Source organism: Rugamonas sp. (assembly GCF_025354735.1).
Lineage (GTDB): Bacteria > Pseudomonadota > Gammaproteobacteria > Burkholderiales > Burkholderiaceae_D > Rugamonas.
Genome location: NZ_JANXMI010000112.1, coordinates 1 through 17,316, shown reverse-complemented (window position 1 = coordinate 17,316; position 17,316 = coordinate 1). Strand labels below are relative to the sequence as shown.

The 17,316-nt window shown below is 66.1% G+C and carries 19 protein-coding genes; 16 read left to right on the top strand and 3 right to left on the bottom strand.

Annotated elements, in window-relative coordinates; all coding sequences use genetic code 11:
- From minC to minE, 3 genes are all read left to right on the top strand, one after another.
- The coding region (gene minC, locus Q0S71_RS09590; RefSeq protein ID WP_295994246.1) for a septum site-determining protein MinC at positions 1-409 on the top strand (409 nt) is incomplete at its 5' end.
- A gap of 119 nt (positions 410-528) precedes the next feature.
- Positions 529-1,344 (top strand): septum site-determining protein MinD, encoded by an 816-nt coding sequence (minD, locus tag Q0S71_RS09585; protein WP_295994244.1) that lies wholly within the window; start codon positions 529-531, stop codon positions 1,342-1,344.
- Position 1,345: 1 nt separating this feature from the next.
- Positions 1,346-1,597, top strand: coding sequence for a cell division topological specificity factor MinE (gene minE / locus Q0S71_RS09580; RefSeq protein WP_295994242.1), 252 nt, complete (start codon positions 1,346-1,348; stop codon positions 1,595-1,597).
- 54 nt (positions 1,598-1,651) lie between these two features.
- Here the strand turns inward: minE and Q0S71_RS09575 are convergent, their stop codons facing one another.
- Positions 1,652-2,155, bottom strand: coding sequence for a hypothetical protein (locus tag Q0S71_RS09575; protein ID WP_295994240.1), 504 nt, complete (start codon positions 2,153-2,155; stop codon positions 1,652-1,654).
- Positions 2,156-2,382: 227 nt separating this feature from the next.
- Here Q0S71_RS09575 and Q0S71_RS09570 point away from each other — a divergent pair, with 227 nt between their 5' ends.
- From Q0S71_RS09570 to Q0S71_RS09515, 12 genes are all read left to right on the top strand, one after another.
- Positions 2,383-3,072 carry a response regulator transcription factor gene (locus Q0S71_RS09570; protein WP_295994238.1) on the top strand — a complete coding sequence of 230 codons (690 nt, stop codon included), beginning with the start codon at positions 2,383-2,385 and terminating at the stop codon, positions 3,070-3,072.
- Positions 3,073-3,169: 97 nt separating this feature from the next.
- The gene (hemA, locus tag Q0S71_RS09565; RefSeq protein ID WP_295994236.1) at positions 3,170-4,444 is read left to right on the top strand and encodes a glutamyl-tRNA reductase; all 1,275 of its coding nucleotides are present in this window, start codon (positions 3,170-3,172) and stop codon (positions 4,442-4,444) included.
- Between the two features lie 179 nt (positions 4,445-4,623).
- Complete coding sequence (gene prfA / locus Q0S71_RS09560; RefSeq protein WP_295994235.1) at positions 4,624-5,700, top strand: peptide chain release factor 1; 1,077 nt, start codon at positions 4,624-4,626, stop codon at positions 5,698-5,700.
- 120 nt (positions 5,701-5,820) lie between these two features.
- Complete coding sequence (locus Q0S71_RS09555; RefSeq protein WP_295994233.1) at positions 5,821-6,297, top strand: disulfide bond formation protein B; 477 nt, start codon at positions 5,821-5,823, stop codon at positions 6,295-6,297.
- 15 nt (positions 6,298-6,312) lie between these two features.
- A complete protein-coding gene (gene prmC / locus Q0S71_RS09550) occupies positions 6,313-7,182 on the top strand; it encodes a peptide chain release factor N(5)-glutamine methyltransferase (protein ID WP_295994231.1) in 870 nt (289 codons plus the stop codon).
- Positions 7,183-7,423: 241 nt separating this feature from the next.
- Positions 7,424-9,025 carry a glutamate--cysteine ligase gene (gene gshA, locus Q0S71_RS09545; RefSeq protein WP_295994229.1) on the top strand — a complete coding sequence of 534 codons (1,602 nt, stop codon included), beginning with the start codon at positions 7,424-7,426 and terminating at the stop codon, positions 9,023-9,025.
- A gap of 55 nt (positions 9,026-9,080) precedes the next feature.
- Positions 9,081-10,124, top strand: a complete 1,044-nt coding sequence (locus Q0S71_RS09540; RefSeq protein WP_295994227.1) for a histone deacetylase family protein — start codon at positions 9,081-9,083, stop codon at positions 10,122-10,124.
- Between the two features lie 131 nt (positions 10,125-10,255).
- Entirely contained in the window at positions 10,256-10,735 is a 480-nt protein-coding gene (locus Q0S71_RS09535) for a hypothetical protein (RefSeq protein ID WP_295994225.1), read from the top strand.
- 8 nt (positions 10,736-10,743) lie between these two features.
- Positions 10,744-11,211, top strand: a complete 468-nt coding sequence (locus Q0S71_RS09530; protein WP_295994224.1) for a hypothetical protein — start codon at positions 10,744-10,746, stop codon at positions 11,209-11,211.
- Positions 11,212-11,461: 250 nt separating this feature from the next.
- On the top strand, positions 11,462-11,887 hold the full coding sequence (locus Q0S71_RS09525) for an organic hydroperoxide resistance protein (protein WP_295994222.1): 426 nt from the start codon (positions 11,462-11,464) through the stop codon (positions 11,885-11,887).
- A gap of 111 nt (positions 11,888-11,998) precedes the next feature.
- A complete protein-coding gene (locus Q0S71_RS09520) occupies positions 11,999-12,472 on the top strand; it encodes a GNAT family N-acetyltransferase (protein WP_295994220.1) in 474 nt (157 codons plus the stop codon).
- A gap of 48 nt (positions 12,473-12,520) precedes the next feature.
- Positions 12,521-13,123 (top strand): DJ-1/PfpI family protein, encoded by a 603-nt coding sequence (locus tag Q0S71_RS09515; protein WP_295994218.1) that lies wholly within the window; start codon positions 12,521-12,523, stop codon positions 13,121-13,123.
- An 88-nt stretch (positions 13,124-13,211) separates the two neighbouring features.
- Here the strand turns inward: Q0S71_RS09515 and Q0S71_RS09510 are convergent, their stop codons facing one another.
- The gene (locus Q0S71_RS09510) at positions 13,212-14,069 is read right to left on the bottom strand and encodes an FKBP-type peptidyl-prolyl cis-trans isomerase (RefSeq protein ID WP_295994217.1); all 858 of its coding nucleotides are present in this window, start codon (positions 14,067-14,069) and stop codon (positions 13,212-13,214) included.
- 142 nt (positions 14,070-14,211) lie between these two features.
- Entirely contained in the window at positions 14,212-16,089 is a 1,878-nt protein-coding gene (locus tag Q0S71_RS09505) for a potassium transporter Kup (RefSeq protein ID WP_295994215.1), read from the bottom strand.
- A gap of 293 nt (positions 16,090-16,382) precedes the next feature.
- Between Q0S71_RS09505 and rarD the strand changes: the two genes are divergently transcribed.
- The gene (rarD, locus tag Q0S71_RS09500) at positions 16,383-17,315 is read left to right on the top strand and encodes an EamA family transporter RarD (RefSeq protein ID WP_295994213.1); all 933 of its coding nucleotides are present in this window, start codon (positions 16,383-16,385) and stop codon (positions 17,313-17,315) included.
- The last annotated feature ends 1 nt before the right edge of the window (position 17,316 follow it).

Genomic DNA, 17,316 nt, shown 5'->3' with positions numbered 1-17,316 from the left:
GGCGGCGCCGGTCGCCGCGCAGCCGGCGGCGCAGGCCGCGCCGGCGGTAGCGGCGGCCACCGCCGTCGGCGCGCCCGGCGTGATGATTATCGACACCCCGGTGCGCGCCGGCCAGCGCATCTATGCGCGCGGCTGCGACCTGGTCATCACGGCCGTCGTCAACAACGGCGCCGAGATCATCGCCGACGGCAGCATCCACGTCTACAGCACCCTGAACGGGCGCGCCCTGGCCGGCGCCTCCGGCAACGCCGAGGCCCGCATCTTCGCGCTGTCCATGGCGCCGGAGCTGGTGTCGATCGCCGGCGTCTACCGCACCTTCGAGGATGGCTTCCCGCCCGAATTCGCACGCCAGCCGGCGCAAATTCGCTTGAACGGCGACCGAATCGATATACTATCTGTCAAGCCTTGATCCCGGGCGGCCGCGCGCCGCCGGGTATGAGCCATCAAGGCACGCAATAACAAGCACGGTCGGCACGCCCTGTCTGCCATCTGTCAGCTCCGCTGGAGCGTTCTGAAAAAGGATTATTTGTGGCAAGAATTATTGTTGTTACGTCCGGCAAGGGCGGCGTCGGTAAGACGACTTCCAGCGCCAGCTTCTCGACCGGCCTCGCCATGCGCGGCCACAAGACCGCCGTCATCGACTTCGACGTCGGCCTGCGCAACCTCGATCTCATCATGGGCTGCGAACGCCGCGTGGTCTACGACTTGATCAATGTCATCAACAAGGAAGCGTCGCTGACGCAAGCCCTGATTAAAGACAAGCACTGCGACAACCTGTTCATCTTGCCGGCCTCGCAAACGCGCGACAAGGATGCGCTGTCCGAGGACGGCGTGGAAGTGGTGTTGCACGAACTCATCAACATGGGCTTCGAATACATCATCTGCGATTCGCCGGCCGGCATCGAGCACGGCGCGCTGATGGCGCTGACCTTCGCCGACGAGGCCATCATCGTCACCAATCCGGAAGTGTCGTCGGTGCGCGATTCGGACCGCATCCTCGGCATCATCCAGGCCAAGTCGCGCCGCGCCCAGACCGGCGGCGAGCCGGTCAAGGAACACCTGCTCATCACGCGCTATTCGCCGAAACGGGTCGAAGCCGACGAGATGCTGTCGTATCAAGACGTGCAGGAAATCCTGCGCATCCCGCTGATCGGCATCATTCCGGAATCGGAATCGGTGCTGCACGCGTCGAACCAGGGCCACCCGGCGATCCACTTCAAGGGGACCGACGTGGCCGAGGCGTATGAGGACGTGGTGTCGCGCTTCCTCGGTCAGGAATTGCCGCTGCGCTTTACCACCTACGAAAAGCCCGGTTTATTGCAGCGCATCTTTGGGGGCAAGTAACATGGCTCTGCTTTCTTTTCTGTTTCCACCCAAACCGAAAACCGCCACCGCGGCCAAGGAGCGGTTGCAGATCATCATCGCGCGCGAGCGCAGCGGCCGCAGCGGCCCGGACTTTTTGCCGGCGCTGCATAAAGAGTTGATCGAAGTGATCTCCAAGTACACCAAGGTGAACGCGGACGACATCAAGATTTCGCTCGACCGCCAGGGCAACCTGGAAGTGCTCGACGTGAACGTGGTGCTGCCGGACGCGTAAGGCGTCCTGATCGGCGGGCCTGACCGTGATGGCGCAGACCGTGGCCGGCCCGCTTCAGTGCGCGCCGGCCACCAGCAGTTCCTGCGCCACCGCCGCGCACGCCTCCACGTGCTGATAGCCGATCTGACGGAACAACAGGAAGCCGAGCGCGGCCGACATCAGCTGTCCGGCCACCGGCACCAGCTTGCCGGCCTGGCGCGCCGCCGCCTTGACGCCGCTGCGCTTGAGCAAGTGCGCCACCAATTCGCGCGTGACGACTTTGCCGATCAACATGCCGCCTATGCCGGCCGCCGCCTGGTAGGCGACCAGCTTGAACTCCGGCCGCAAGCGTTCGATCTGCGCCTCGGTCAAGCCGAATTCGCGGTTGATATCCTCGATCAGCAAGCCGAACAGGCGAATATCGGACACAATGTCCAGCCCCGGCACCGGCAGCGCCGACACACTTGCCGACAGGGCCGCGCGGCGCCGCACCAGCCGCCGGCAGCGCTCGCGCAGCTGCTCGATGTCGCGCGCCGACGCCGGTATCAAGGTCCAGTCCTGTTGCTGTCTGGCGCCCATAGCCACCTCCTTGCCTGTCTGCACGTATTGAAAGCCTGATATTTCCAGTGTACCGTGTTCTTCAGCGGCGGTCCGCACGGTGCGACGGTCAATAGCCAATAGGAAATAATTAGCCTTTTTACTAACTTAATTTGTAAATCTCTGTTATATTCAAAGTGACTATTCCTTAACATTTCCGGTGGACATACACAACCCGCGTGTCCGCCGCCCACACCTCATCCACGAACATGAGAATCGCCGTACTTGATAACGACCGCAGCCAGGCCGATTTGATTTGCCAGGTGTTGACCGCCGCCGGCCACGTTTGCCATAGTTTCCAAACCAGCAAGGATTTGCTGGGCCAGCTACGCAAAGACAGCTACGACATGCTGATCCTCGACTGGCAGGTGGCCGACCTGTCCGGCGCCGAAGTATTGCGGCGCGGGCGCGACAAGCTGCCCGACAACGCGCCCGTGCTGTTCCTCACCACCAGTTCCGGCGAGGACGACATCGTCGCCGGCCTGGCCGCCGGCGCCGACGACTACATGATCAAGCCGCTGCGCCGCAGTGAAATGGTGGCGCGGGTGCAGGCGCTGTTGCGGCGCGCCTATCCGACCCAGAACGGCGCCGAGCAGCTGCAGTTCGGTCAATATGTGTTCGAGACCCGGCCCGGCCGCCTGCTGATGGACGGCGCCGTGTTGGACGTCACGCACAAGGAGTTTTACCTCGCCCTGCTGTTTTTCCGCAACCTGGGCCGGCCGCTGTCGCGCGCCTACATCCATGAAGCGGTGTGGATACGCGAGACGGCGATCCCGTCGCGGACCATGGACACCCACGTTTCGCGCGTGCGCAACAAATTGCAGCTCAAGCCGGAAAACGGTTTCAGACTGGTGCCCGTGTACAGCTACGGATATCGGCTGGAGAAGCTGGGGGCCTGACGGCGGCGGCGGCGGTTTGGCGCCGCCGGACCCGCCCCGGGCGGTCTCGGCGCACATCACGGTATAATGCGCGCTAACGTCTTCCTGTCTGCCCGAAATGCAACTCCTTGCCGTCGGCCTCAACCACACCACCGCACCCGTGTCGCTGCGCGAACAGCTGGCGTTCGCCCCTGAGCAACTGGGGCAGGCGGTGATGGCGGCGCGCGCCTGGTTCGAGCGCATCGACGCCCACGGCAGCGACGAGGCGGCCATCCTGTCGACCTGCAACCGCACCGAGCTCTACGCGGCCAGCGACGTCGCCAATCCGCTCGACGCCGGCGCCCATTTCCTGGCCGATTTCCACCAGCTCAATTACGCCGAGCTGCGCCCGCACTTATATATGCTGCCGCAGGGTGACGCCGTGCGCCACACCTTCCGCGTCGCCTCCGGGCTGGACTCGATGGTGCTGGGCGAAACGCAGATCCTCGGCCAGATCAAGGACGCCATCCGCACCGCCGATGAAGTCGGCGGCCTCGGCACCTATCTGCACCAGCTGTTCCAGCGCAGCTTCTCGGTCGCCAAGGAAGTGCGCAGCACCACCGAAATCGGCGCCCACAGCGTGTCGATGGCGGCCGCCGCCGTGCGGCTGTCGCAGCGCATCTTCGACAAGATCGCCGAGCAGCACGTGCTGTTCATCGGCGCCGGCGAAATGATCGAGCTGTGCGCCACCCACTTCGCGGCGCAAAACCCGAAAAGCATCACCATCGCCAACCGCACGCTCGACCGCGGCGAAGCGCTGGCGCACCGCTACAACGGCCGCGCCATCCGCCTGGCCGAGCTGCCGGAAAAACTGCATCAGTACGACATCGTCATTTCCTGCACCGCCTCGTCGCTGCCGCTGATCGGCCTCGGCCTGGTCGAGCGCGCCATCAAGGCGCGCCGCCACAAGCCGATGTTCATGGTCGACCTGGCCGTGCCGCGCGATATCGAATCCGAAGTGGGCCGCCTCAACGACGTGTTCCTGTACACCGTCGACGATCTCGGCAAAGTGGTGCAGACCGGCCTGGAAAACCGCCAGGCCGCCGTCGCGCAGGCCGAGGCCATCATCGAAACCCGGGTCCAGTCCTTCATGCACTGGATCGACGACCGCGCCGTGGTGCCGGTGATCCAGGGCTTGCAGGAAAGCGGCGAGGCGCTGCGCCGGATGGAACTGGAACGCGCGCGCAAGATGCTGGCCAAGGGCGAGGATATCGACGCCGTGCTCGAAGCGCTGTCGAGAGGCTTGACGGCCAAATTCATGCACGGTCCGCAGCAGGCGCTGCACCGTGCCCAGGGCGATGAACGGGCCCACCTGGCGGCGCTGCTGCCGCAGCTGTTCCGCGGCCGGCGTTAGCGCCGCCCGTCCACCACCCCACGATGGCGCCCGCGTCCGCACCCGCGGGCCGCCCGCCGCGGCCGATGTTCCGCCGCGGCGCCATCGACGATTCCAAAGTAAGCCATATGCCAGCTGGCGCCGTTTGAAGGCGGGCCGGCGCGGCGGCGATCCCGAACCCACTCTTTCGACCATACGTTATGAAACCATCCATGCTGTCCAAGCTCGATCAACTGGCCAACCGCCTGGTTGAACTCGACGAATTGCTGATGTCCGAAGGCGCCACCGCCAATATGGACAGCTACCGCAAGATGACGCGCGAGCACGCCGAACTGGGGCCGCTGGTGGCGCTGTACAAAACCTATGAGGAGGCGGCCAGCGACATCGCGGCCGCGCAGGACATGCTGTCCGACCCCGACATGAAGGACTTCGCGCAGGAAGAAATCGAGGCCGCCAAGACCCGCATGGCGCAGCTCGAACGCGAACTGCAAACCATGCTGCTGCCGAAGGACGCCAACGACGAGCGCAACATCTTCCTCGAAATCCGCGCCGGCACCGGCGGCGACGAGTCGGCCCTGTTCGCCGGCGACCTGCTGCGCATGTACACCCGCTTCGCCGAACGCAATCGCTGGCAGGTGGAAGTGGTGTCGGCGTCGGAATCGGACCTGGGCGGCTACCGCGAAGTGATCGTGCGCCTGATCGGCAACAGCGTCTACTCCAAGCTCAAGTTCGAGTCCGGCGGCCACCGCGTGCAGCGCGTGCCGGCCACCGAAACCCAGGGCCGCGTCCACACCTCGGCCTGCACCGTGGCCGTGATGCCGGAGGCCGATGAAGTCGAAGACGTCAACATCAATCCGGCCGACCTGCGCATCGACACCTTCCGCGCCTCCGGCGCCGGCGGGCAGCACATCAACAAGACCGATTCGGCGGTGCGCCTGACCCACCTGCCGACCGGCATCGTGGTCGAATGCCAGGACGACCGCAGCCAGCACAAAAACAAGGCCCAGGCGCTGAAGGTGCTGGCCGCGCGCATCAAGGACGTGCAGCTGCGCGAGCAGCAGTCGAAGGAGGCGGCCACCCGCAAAAGCCTGATCGGCTCCGGCGACCGCAGCGAGCGCATACGCACCTATAATTTCCCGCAGGGGCGCATGACGGACCACCGCATCAACCTGACCTTGTACAAGCTCGATTTCATCATGGACGGCGAATTGACGGAGCTGACCAACGCGCTGGCGGCCGAGCACCAGGCCGAATTGCTGGCGGCGCTGGGCGACTGAGGCGCGGCCCGGAAAACTTAAGCTGGCGCTCATACCCGCATCGACACTTTATGCGAGAATGACCGGCCTCGCACGGCCCGTCCGGCCGCGCGCCCCGTTCAACCTGACTGGATATTGTCCATGATTCAAACGCGCACCCTGCTGTTGTCCGTCGCCGCCGCCTGCATCGCCGCGTTCGGCGCCGCCCTGTATCTCCAGCACGCGATGGACATGCTGCCCTGCCCCCTGTGCGTGATCCAGCGCTACCTGTTCCTGGCCATCGCCGTGTTCTGCCTGATCGGCGCCTACGGCATGCCGAAAACCGGCGCCGCGCTGGCGCTGCTGGCCGCCATCGGCGGCCTCGGCACCGCCGGCCGCCACCTGTGGGTGCTGGGCCATCCCGGCCTGTCGTGCGGCATCGATCCGATGGAGACCATCCTCAACCGGGTGCCGACGGCGACCTACCTGCCCTTCCTGTTCCGCGCCGACGGCATGTGCGAAGACGCGCTGGCGCCGGTGCTGGGCCTGTCCGTGCCGCAGTGGTCCTTCGTCTGCTACGGCCTGTGCGCGCTGGTGCTGGCGTGGGCGCTGGTGCGCCGCAACCGCCGCGCGTATTAAGCGGCGCATCCCTCGATGAACGCGAGCGACCCGCGCATCGTCGCCGGCGTCACGCTGGGCGCGCTGCAAATCGGCGCGCCGCTGGACGCCGTCGACCACCGCATCCTGCTGTGCCACGCCCTCGGCTTGACGCGCGTGGGTCTCATCACGCAGTCGGAACGGATGCTGACGGCGGACGAGGCGCAGCGCCTGTCGGCCTTGGTGGCGCGGCGGCTGGGCGGCGAACCGGTCGCCTACATCATCGGCCGGCGTGAATTTTTCGGCCTGCCGTTCGAGGTCACGCCGGCCGTGCTGATACCGCGTCCCGACACGGAACTGCTGGTCGAACTGGCGCTGGAACGCCTGCCGCCGGCCGGCCGCGTGCTCGACATGGGCACCGGCTCCGGCGCCATCGCGGTGGCGCTGGCGCACACGCGGCCGGACGCGCGCGTGACGGCGCTCGACGTCAGCGAGGCCGCGCTGGCCGTGGCCGCGCGCAACGCCGCCGCCAACGGCGCCCGCGTGCGCCTGCTGCGCAGCGACTGGTATGCGGCGCTGGACTCTGCCGATGCCGACAACGCCGCCGCCGGCACCGATGCCACCTTCGACCTGATCGTCTCCAATCCGCCCTACATCGCCAGCGGCGACCGCCACCTGTCCGAAGGCGACCTGCGCTTCGAGCCGGCCGGCGCGCTGACCGACCACGCCGACGGCCTGTCGGCGCTGCGCCGCATCGTGGCCGGCGCCGCGTCCCACCTGGCGCCGCAGGGCTGGCTGCTGATGGAGCACGGCTACGACCAGGCCGCCGCCGTGCGCGCATTGTTGAGTGCTCAAGGATATGGCGACGTGCAAAGCTGGCGCGACCTGTCCGGCATCGAACGGGTCAGCGGCGGCCGCGCGCGCTGAACGCCGGCCGCCGGGGTGCCGGCCGCCGGGGCGCCGGCCACCGGGGCGCCGGCCGCCAAGACTCGCCGCCGCGCGACGGCGTGCTGCGCCGTACATTTGTTAAAATAACCATCGATCTTCGGAGTGGAAAGCGGCAACTCAGCGGGCGGCGGGCGCGCCGCGGGCCGGCTCCGACGCAGTTCGCCGTTTTCGGTTACTCTCGCAGCAATTATTTGTTTGATGCACTGAAAGGAAGATCAAATTGTCCAATCTACTGACACGCCGCCTGGCGCTGCTCGCCGATCCGGCGCACCGCCCCCTGCTGGGCGGCCTGCGCGGCATCGAGCGCGAAACCCTGCGCGTGGACACGCGCGGCCACCTGGCCGCGACCTCGCATCCGGCATCGATGGGCTCGGCCCTGACGCACCCGCAAGTGACCACCGACTACGCCGAAGCGCTGCTCGAATTCATCACCCCGGCCGAGGCCGACATCGGCGTCACGCTCGACAAGCTCGACGGCATCCACCGCTACGCCTACACCAAGCTGGGCGACGAGCTGCTGTGGAGCCAGTCCATGCCCTGCCAGCTGCCCGCCGAGGCAGACATCGAAATCGCCTGGTACGGCCGCTCCAACCTCGGCATGCTCAAGCATGTGTACCGGCGCGGCCTGGCGCTGCGCTACGGCAAGGCGATGCAGTGCATCGCCAGCATCCACTACAATTTTTCGCTCAATGAAAACCTGTGGCGCCTGCTGGCCGCGCAAGAGCCGGCCACGCAGCGCCTGTCGGCCAAGGCCTTCCAGTCCGAAAGCTATCTGGCCACGATACGCAACTTCCGCCGCTACAGCTGGCTGCTGATGTATCTGTTCGGCGCCTCGCCGGCGCTGGCCGCCGGCTTCCTGCGCGGCCGCCCGCACAAGCTCGACGCGCTGTCCGCCGACACCCTGTATCTGCCCTACGCCACCAGCCTGCGGATGAGCGACCTCGGCTACCAGAACGACGCCCAGTCCGGCCTCAGCCCGCACGAGAATTCGCTCGACGCCTACGTCGCCACGCTGACCAAGGCCGTCAACCAGCGCTACGAACCGTATGAAAAGCTGGGCATCAAAAAAGACGGCCAGTGGGTGCAGCTCAACACCAACGTGCTGCAGATCGAAAACGAGTACTACTCGACCATCCGCCCCAAGCGCGTGATCCACACGGGCGAGCGGCCGATCCAGGCGCTGTGCGCGCGCGGCGTGCAATACATCGAAGTGCGCTGCATGGACGTCGACCCCTTCGAGCCGGTCGGCATCAGCGTCGAGACGGGCCGCTTCCTCGACGCCTTCTTGATCTTTTGCGCGCTCGACGAAAGCGCCGCCATCACGCCCGAGGAAGGCGCGCGCCACACCGACAATTTCGCCCGCACCGTCAAGGAAGGCCGCCGTCCGGGCCTGACGCTGAACCGGGACGGCGTCGACGTGACGCTGCAAAGCTGGGGCGCCGAACTGCTGGCGCGCATCGCCCCGGTGGCCGCCCTGCTCGACGCCCGCCACGGCGGCACGGCCCACGCCGACACGCTGGCCGCGCAGGCCGCCAAGCTGGCCGACGCCGGCCTGACGCCGTCGGCCCGCGTGCTCGACGCGCTGCGCGCCAACGGCGGCTCCTTCGCCGCCTTCGGCCTGGCCCAGAGCGAAGGCCACGCGGCCTATTTCCGCGCCCACCCGCCCACGCCCGAGCAGGCCGCGTATTTCCAGCAGCTGGCCGCGACCTCGGTGGCCGAGCAGGCCGAGATGGAGCGGACCCAGACCGGCAGCTTCGACGACTATGTCGAAGCCTACCGCGCCAGCAATCTGTGCCACCTCGTCAGCGACTGCGACGGCTAGGACCGGCAACACCGCGGGCGCCGGCCGGCGCCCGCCCCCACGCGACGAGGCTCCCTTGCTGACCTTCTACAACGAACTGCACGCCCAGCACCGCGGCCGCCACGAGATCTTCCGCGGCGAGCTGGTGCCCTGCTTCGAGACGCCGGCGCGGGTCGACAGCGTGCTGGCCGAGCTGGGACGGCGCGGCCTGGGGCGCATCGTCACGCCGCAGGGCGTGCCGCTGATGTCGCTCGAACGCATACACACGCCGCGCTATCTGCACTTTTTGCGCACCGCCTGGAGCGAGTGGATCGCGCTGGACCCGGCCAACGCGCAGAAGGACGCCTTCCCCTCCGTGTGGCCGGTGCGCACGCTGCGCGACGACATCGAGCCGGCCAACTTCAGCGCCAGGCTGGGCCTGTACTCCATGGACAGCGGCACGCCGCTGACGGCCGGCACCTGGACCGCCGCCAAGACCGGCGCCGACTGCGCCGTCAACGCGGCGCACGCGCTGCGCCTGGGCGAGCGCGCCACCTTCGTGCTGTCGCGTCCGCCCGGCCACCACGCCGGCGCCGATTTCTACGGCGGCTACTGCTTCCTCAACAACGCCGCGCTGGCGGCCCAGCACCTGCTCGACGACGGCGCGCGGCGGGTCGCGATCATCGACCTCGACTACCGCCACGGCAACGGCACGCAAAGCATCTTCTACGGCCGCGACGACGTGCTGTTCATCTCGCTGCACGCCGACCCGCGCGACGAATACCCGTTTTATCTGGGCCATGCCGACGAGCGCGGCGAGGGCGCCGGCCACGGCTACAACCTGAACATCCCGCTGCCGGCCGGCACCGGCGCCAGCGCCTGGCTGGCCGCGCTGGAAACGGCCTGCATCCGCCTCGGCGGCTACGCGCCGGACGCGCTGGTGGTGTCGCTGGGCGTGGACACCTTCGGCGGCGACCCGCTGTCGCGCTTCACGCTGCACAGCGCCGACTACCTGCGCATCGGCGAGCGCCTGGCCTACCTCGGCCTGCCGACGGCCTTCATCTTCGAGGGCGGCTACGCCGTCAAGGAGCTGGGCGTGAACGTCGTCAACGTGCTTGAGGGGTTTGAGACGGCGTTGTAGCGTGCCGGTAGGATGACCATTTGCGCGACATCGACGTCGCGTCAATCCGGCGTCAATCCGGCGTGAATCCGGCGTGAATCGCTGGCGTAATCTGCTATGCTGGTTTCTTCTATCCGCCACTGAAACAGGGGATGGCCATGCCACATGAGCTGTCTGTTCACCTCGTAATACATCGGGATGCTGTCGACGCCATGATCGGCGCCGGGGACTTTCACGCGCTGCTCGCCCATCTCGATGATTTACAACCGAGCTTGCATACACCGGAGCGCGCGCTAGCCTATGAAGCGCAGTTTGAGGCGATAGACCGCTTAGGCCTCGTTCCGAAAAACTGGTCGCTTGATCCGGCCGCAACACCAAAAGCGGAACAGACTCTCGCCGCCAGATCCGGCCTGATCCGCTTATACCTGGCCGGCATACCGGCGCCCAAAATGATGGTGCAAGAGGACGGCACTGTGGGAGCCTATTGGCGACGCGGAGACAATTACGCCAGCGTCGACTTCGATGCCGACGGCATGTACTCCTGGTGCGCCGCCAAAGGCAGCGATGTGGTCGCCGGTGCATGGTCCGACGGGCCGCTGCCCATCCCATTGCGCGATGTGATAGCCGCATAGGCGAATTCATGGCATGCACAGACATAAGCGATTTTCAGGACATGCCAGCAAAATTCGTCGCATTCATCCTCGGTCTGGATGCCGACGGCCATTGCCAGCGCGTCAAAGTCGGCGCAACATCGCCTGGTCCCGTGCTCGACGAGGAGATCATCGCCCGATTCGTGTTTGCGCCGACGCACTTGTCGAAAGACGGCGATGAAATCAACGAAACTCTTTTTTCCGATGCCTTCACCATCGGCGCATCCGTGAACCGTCTTGCCGCGCAATGGGAGCAGGCCTTGCCGGCGCTCTGCATCTGCGCGGCGAAACGCAAGCACAGCGGATACGCATGGGCACCGGTCAGCGCCCACCTCAGCCGGAGCGGCAATACCTGGGCTTGGTCCGTTTTGTGGCCAGGGATGTTCGTGCGATTAGCATTGATGACACGCCGGCCCGCATGCGGGTCTACGACACGGCGCTACCTCCCGCCACCTTAAAAAGCTTGAATTTTTCTCGCGGTTTATAAAATCTTAAAATATCGCTTGCTATCAAGTAGTGCGCTATGTATAGTGTGCTCATGGGTGCTGCAAACAGCACCGGACAACAAACCAGCAAGACCGCATGACCGCAACAAGAAGAATGATCGTCGCATGTTTCATTAATAAATAGCGTGCGATAAAGTAGTTAGCAATACTTTGATGCAACAAGCCATCCAGGCCACTTACTTACACTGAAAAGGAAATCATCATGTCGATCGCTCAAATCCTGTACCGCGCAACCGCCAAAGCCACCGGTGGCCGCGAAGGCCGTGCCGTCTCCTCGGACGGCGTGCTCGACGTCAAACTGACGACGCCGAAGGAACTCGGCGGCGCCGGCGCCGTCGGCACCAACCCGGAACAGCTGTTCGCCGCCGGCTACTCGGCCTGCTTCCTGGGCGCGATGAAATTCGTCGGCGGCCGCGACAAGTTCACCATCCCGGACGACGTGTCGATCGAAGGCACGGTCGGCATCGGCGCCATCGCCACCGGTTTCGGCATCGAAGTCGAACTGAAAATCTCGCTGCCCGGCATGGATCGCGCCGAAGCGGAAAAACTGGTGGCGGCCGCGCACATCGTGTGCCCTTACTCGAACGCCACCCGCGGCAATATCGACGTCACCCTGACCCTGGTATAAATCCACTGCGGTGATGTCCCGCACGGCCCGCGCGGCCGTGCGGGCTTTTCCGTTCCCCTCCCCTTCCCGCCTGCTTTACAATCAGCGCTTCGATAACAGTTCGAGGTCGGCATGATTGAGTGGCAATGGCGCGCGTTTGAAGACATCCCCCGCAGCGATTTATACACCGTGCTCCAGCAACGGCAGCAGGTGTTCGTGCTGGAGCAGCAGTGTCTCTATCCCGACCTGGACGGCTACGACCAGGCCGCCCATCACCTGATGGCGTGGCGCGGCGTGGACGGCGGGCGCGAGCTGGCGGCCTATCTGCGCTGCCTGGCGCCGGGCGCGAAATATGCCGAGATGTCGCTGGGCCGGGTGCTGACCACGGCCGCCGCGCGCGGCACCGGCATCGGCCGCCTGTTGCTGGAACAGGGCATACGCCACGCCGAGGCGCGGCACCCCGGCCACGGCTTCCGCATCGGCGCCCAGCACCATCTGGAAAAATTCTACGCCAGCTACGGCTTCCAGACCGTCACCGAACCGTATGACGAAGACGGCATCCTGCACGTCGACATGGTGCGCGCCGCGACGGGCCGCGCCGCCTAGACCGGCCGGCGCAGCGACAGCATGCAGTTCCCACCCACCGGAGTTCCCATGACACGCACCATCGCCATCTATGTGTTCGACGACGTCGAAGTCCTCGATTTCGCCGGCCCGTATGAAGTGTTCACCTGCGCCAGCCGCGTCAGCGCCAGGATGGCGCCGCACGCGCCGCCGCCGTTCGAGGTTTGCACCGTCGCGCAGGGCGCCGCCATGCTGCGCGCGCGCGCCGGCCTGAGCGTGTTCCCGGAAACCCATTTCGGCAGCGCCGGAAAAATCGACGTGCTGATCGTCCCCGGCGGCGTGGTGACGGCCGAGCTGGCCAAGCCGTCCGTGGCGCAATGGATCGCCGCCACGGCGCGCGATTGCGAGCTGGTGGCCTCGGTCTGCACCGGCGCCTTTTTGCTGGCGCAGGCCGGCCTGCTCGACGGCCAGGACGCCACCACCCACTGGGAAGACATCGACGACTTGCGCGCCATGTTCCCGCGCGTGCGCGTGCGGCCGCAGCGGCGCTGGATAGACAACGGCGCCATCGTCACGTCGGCCGGCATTTCGGCCGGCATCGACATGTCGCTGCACCTGGTCGAACGGCTGGCCGGACGGGAGCTGGCGCTGGGCACGGCGCGCCAGATGGAATACGACTGGCACGAAGCCTGAGCGCCATGGAAAAAGGGCGGCCCATGTCGCCATGGCCGCCCTTTTCAGCAGCGGCGCCCCGGTGGGCCGCCGCCATCACTGCATGGTATTACTTGGCCGACACCAGCTGAACGTCGAACACCAGCGCCGTGTTCGGCGGGATGGTGGCCGAACCGTTGGCGCCGTAGGCCAGGCTGGCCGGGATGACCAGCGTGCGCTTGCCGCCCGGCAGCATGCCGATCAAGCCCTGGTCCCAGCCGGCGATGACCGCGCCGGTGCCGATGATGAAGGTGAAGCCGGCGCCGTTGTCGGTGTCGAACTGGGCGCCCTTCAAATCGCTCTTGGTGCCGTCGAACAGCCAGCCGGTGTAGTGCACCACCAGGGTGTTGCCGGACACGACGGCGGTGCCGCTGCCGGTCGCGGTCGGGTAGATGCCCAGCGTCGTCGGCACCGGCACGGTGACGACCGGCGGCGCTTTCTGCACGCCGATCAAGTCGACTTCGTAGATCAGCGGCGAATTGCTCGGAATGACGACGCCGGCGGTGGCGCCCGGCAGCACCGGGCCGTTGATGCCGGCGCCGGTGTCGGTGGTGCCGAAGCCCAGGTTGGCCGGCAGCACGACGACGCGGTGGCCGCCGACCTTCATGCCGGTGGTGCCCTGGTCGAGGCCGGCCGGCACGCTCAGGCCGGAGCCGATGGTGAAGGTGGCCGGCAGGTTGCGCAGATAAGTGTTGTCGAACAGGGTGCCGTGGTGGTCGGCCGCCGTGGCGCTGTAGAGATAGGCGCTGTACTGGATGGTGGCCAGGTCGCCGGCGTCGGCTTCGGCGCCGGTGCCGGTGACGGTGTCGGTCTTGCTGAAGGCGGGCTGGACCACGGCGGGCGTGGCGGGCGCCTTGGAGCCGCCGCCGCACGCCGTCAGGGCCGCGGCGCACGCCAGCGCCGCCAGAATTGGGGACATCGATTTCATGATTACCTTTGTATCTTGATAGGGAGGATCGGGGTGCTCGCACGCGCCCTTGCGTGCTGATTCGGAGCAGAAGTTTAGCAGACCGGGCGGACTCTCCACCCGGCGCTACATTCGCTTACAACTTTGCTGTGGCGCGGCGGCATTAAATTTCCACCTGCGTCCCCAGTTCGATGACGCGGTTGGGCGGAATCTGGTAGTAATCAGCGGCGCCGCGGGCGTTGCGCGACATCGTCACGAACAGGTGTTCGCGCCACGGCGCCATGCCGTCGCCGGGCGTCGAGATGACGGTCTGGCGGGCGATGAAGAACGACGTTTCCATCATCTCGAACGGCAGGTTGCACTGTTCGCACAGGGCCAGCAGTTTCGGAATGTCGGGCTCGTCCTTGAAGCCGTAGTAGACGTTGAGCTGGAAGCAGTTGTGGCCGAGGTCGACGATCTTGACCTGCTCGGCCGGCGCCACCCACGGCTCTTCGACGATGTGGACCGTGAAGAAGACCACGCGCTCGTGCAGTACCTTGTTGTGCGACAGGTTGTGCAGCAGCGCGTGCGGCACGCCGTCGCTTTCGCCGCGCAGGAAGATGGCGGTGCCGGGCACGCGCGTGGGCGGCGCGATGAACAGCGACGATAAAAAGTCTTCCAGCGGGATGGCGTGCTTTTGCAGGTTCTGGAACACCAGCTCGCGGCCGGAGCGCCAGGTCAGCATGACGATGAACAGCGTGAAGCCGAGCAGCAGCGGGAACCAGCCGCCGTTGAACAGCTTGAGCGCGTTGGCCGAGAAGAAGGTGGCGTCGATCAGCAGGAAGAAGCCGGTGGCGGCCCAGCACAGCAGCAGGTTCAGCTTCCAGCGGTAGCGGATCACGAAGAAGGTCAGCACGGTCGTCGCCAGCATGGTGGCGGTGACGGCGATGCCGTAGGCGGCGGCCAGGTTGTCGGACGAGCCGAAGCCGATCACGGCCAGCAGCACCACGATCAGTTGCAGCCAGTTCACCACCGGCATGTAGATCTGGCCGATCTCGCTGGCCGAGGTGTGCAGCACGCGCATGCGCGGCAGGAAGCCGAGCGCGATGGCTTGCTTGGTCATCGAGAAGGTGCCGCTGATGGTGGCCTGCGACGCGATCACCGTGGCCATCGTCGACAGGATCACCAGCGGGTAGATGCTCCACGCGCCGAGCTGCTGGTAGAAGGGATTGGAGATGGCGTCCGGATGGGCCAGCAGCAGGCCGCCCTGGCCCAGGTAGTTCAGCGCCAGCGCCGGGAAGGTGATGAAGAACCAGGCCATGCGGATAGGCTTCTTGCCGAAGTGGCCCATGTCGGCGTACAGCGCCTCGGCGCCGGTGAAGGCCAGCACCACGGCGCCCAGCGCGATGAAGGCGGTGAAGCGGTTTTCCAGCACGAAGCGGATCGCGTACAGCGGGTTGAGCGCGGCCAGGATGGCGGGCGAGGCCATGATGTTGATGACGCCCATCACGGCCAGCGTGCCGAACCAGAGCAGCATGATGGGGCCGAACCAGCGGCCGATGTCGGCCGTGCCGCGCGCCTGCACCGAGTACAGCATCACCAGCACCACGATGGTCAGCGGCACCACATAGGATTTCAGGGCCGGCGCGGCCACTTCCAGGCCCTCGATCGCCGACAGCACCGAGATGGCCGGCGTGATGACGCTGTCGCCGTAGAACAGGGCGGCGCCGAACACGCCGCACAGCATCAACTGGTAGTGGCGGCGCGACAGCTTGCTCACCGACGACAGCGCCAGCGCCATCAGCGCCATGATGCCGCCCTCGCCACGGTTGTCGGCGCGCAGCACCAGCGTGACGTATTTGAGCGAGACGATGACGGTCAGCCCCCAGAAGATCAGGGAAATGATGCCGAACAGGTTGAGCGTGTTGAGCGTGAGCCCGTGTTCGGTGGCGAAAACGGTTTTGAGCGTGTAGAGGGGACTGGTACCGATATCGCCGTATACGATACCCACAGCGGCAAGCGTCAGGGCGACGAGCTTGCTTTTCTTATGTTCCGCGGTCAAGGTTGCACCCGATGTTGTTTTGGTGCATTGCACAATAGGATAGGTATTAGCAAATAGCAAGAATATTTTGACATGCCAGAGTGTCCGGTAAGGAGCCGATTTGGTCGAGTGGCGAAGTGTACGCCTGAGCTCAGATAAGGGGAAATGTTTCCAGAAATCGGGCGCGCTTGCCACACAATTGGCGCGGCGTCCGGCTGGCCGGCGTTTTCGGGGCGCGGCCGGCGGCGCCGCGCCGCACTCCCATGCGCTTATCTGGGCGATAATATTATCCCCTCCTCCCTGCAGACCACACGATGAACCTTGGTATCGCCTACGCCGCGCTGGCGTTTTTCTGCTGGGGCCTGTTCCCGCTGTACTTCCACGCGCTCGATGAAGTGGCGCCGATGGAAATCCTGGCGCACCGGATGCTGTGGTCGCTGCTCTTTCTCAGCATCGTGCTGACCGTGCGCGGCCAGTGGCGCTGGCTGGGCCAGGCGCTGCGCCGGCCGCGCGTGCTGGGCCACTTCGTCGCCAGCGCGCTGCTGCTGACGGCCAACTGGGGCATTTATATCTGGGCCGTCAACCACGGCCACGTCATCGATTCCAGCCTCGGCTATTTCATCACGCCGCTGGTGAATGTGCTGCTGGGGCTGCTGGTGCTGAAGGAAAGGCTGCGCCGCGCGCAGTGGGCCGCCATCGCCATCGCGGCCGGCGGGGTGACGTGGCTGACGTGGCAGGCCGGCGAACTGCCGTGGATCGCGCTGCTGCTCGGCTGCACCTTCGGCGCCTACGGCCTGCTGCGCAAGACGGCCACGCTGGCCGCGCTCGAAGGGCTGGCCTTCGAGACCATCATCCTGCTGCCGCCGGCGCTCGCTTACGTGGGCTGGCTGAGCTGGCACGGCCAGAACAGCTTCATCAACAGCGCCCACGACGGCACGCGCTGGCTGCTGGCGGCGGCCGGGCCGATCACGGCGATTCCGCTGCTGATGTTCGCCGCCGGCGCGCGCCGGATACCGCTGTCGGTGCTGGGGCTGCTGCAATATGTGGCGCCGACCATGCAGATGCTGCTCGGCCTGTGGTTTTTCCACGAGCATTTCACGGCGCAGCGGCTGGCCGGCTTCGCCGTCATCTGGGGCGCGCTGGCGCTGTATGTGGCCGAGGGGCTGTGGCGCGGCCGCGAACGGGAGCGTGCGGCGGCGGCCGGCATGGGCGGGCCGCGTCTAAAATCGGGGGCAGGCCCTGCTTGAG